The organism is Pseudidiomarina atlantica (genome assembly GCF_000753735.1).
Lineage (GTDB): Bacteria > Pseudomonadota > Gammaproteobacteria > Enterobacterales > Alteromonadaceae > Pseudidiomarina > Pseudidiomarina atlantica.
Window position 1 is genome coordinate 1 of sequence record NZ_JPIN01000046.1, and the last position, 1,093, is coordinate 1,093.

Consider the following 1,093-nt stretch of genomic DNA (forward strand, 5'->3'; position numbering starts at 1 on the left):
GGTTAATAAACGTTCACGATCTTGCCCTGATAGATGAGCCATCTCTAAAATGAACATGGTCTATACGGAACGTTGAACATCCTAAGAATGTGAACTATTCGAAAATATCTACCTCTGGCTCAAACTCAGACAATACATCAATACAATCAGCATCGGTAATTACTGAATAGTGGATAATATCATTACCCTGATAATAACCTTGGCTCTCAGCATGCACCCATTCTAACCAAGAAGAGCTTTGAACAATATTAAAACTATTTTCAAAAGAACCATGTGCTGAAAAAGTCCTAGCGCGATAGCTTTCATCCATGTTTCTATAAGCAACATAGGAGTCGAACAATATTCTAAATACTTTCTTTGACTTAACTTGACGAATATAAATAGCTAGGCCTTCATCCGTGTCTTCAACTTTATCAACGGTCACCCTACCACTAAGATTTGATATTGGTTGCCATGTAGAATAAATATCTGTACTCATATACTAACTTTTCTCTTAATTATATCTAATTTTTGTTTTATTTTTACCATCTTGAATTTCAACGGTAGGTCTACCATCGCTACTATTAGGTCTAACATTCAATTTTCTGCCGCTACCATCATTTACAGTACCTCTTCTTCCTTTTCCACCTTTACCATCTGTTATGGTTTCAACAGTATCAGGATCCACCACGTCATCAAAGTCACTGTTTGCCTGATCCATGCCTCCAAGTTTGTCAAAATTTCTTGTTCTACCCTTGGTCTTTTCTCCCTCGGTAGTACCATCCAAAATCCCTTCTATAGCATCACCAGATTCATTAAAAACAGCCCCAATCACCATTCGAGCGATCGATAGCGCTCGTCCAGCTGGGCTTCCTCGGAGTGCTATGCCAGCTGCCACACTGCGTGAAGCGGCTCTACTCGCAAACTGTCCCCGACTTATTTGTCCACTTGCAAGTGCGCGCGTATCGGCTAGTTCAGCTCGTGAAAATGGGATGGGCTCAGCACCATCCGGGTCCACATACTTATACGGGTTATTATTCGCATACGCGTAGCGGTTAAACAGCATCGGGTTGCTGGCTTTGAAGCCAACCGGGTCATTCGAATAAAACCGCCC

Annotated in this window: 2 protein-coding genes; both read right to left on the reverse strand. The window is 41.5% G+C overall.

What is annotated here, in order from left to right; translation table 11 throughout:
* Positions 1–94: 94 nt before the first annotated feature.
* Positions 95–478: a hypothetical protein gene (locus IDAT_RS13315; protein WP_156099537.1), complete on the reverse strand. Its 384-nt coding sequence runs from the start codon at positions 476–478 to the stop codon at positions 95–97.
* 15 nt (positions 479–493) lie between these two features.
* The coding region (locus IDAT_RS13425; protein WP_280113592.1) for an RHS repeat-associated core domain-containing protein at positions 494–1,093 on the reverse strand (600 nt) is incomplete at its 5' end.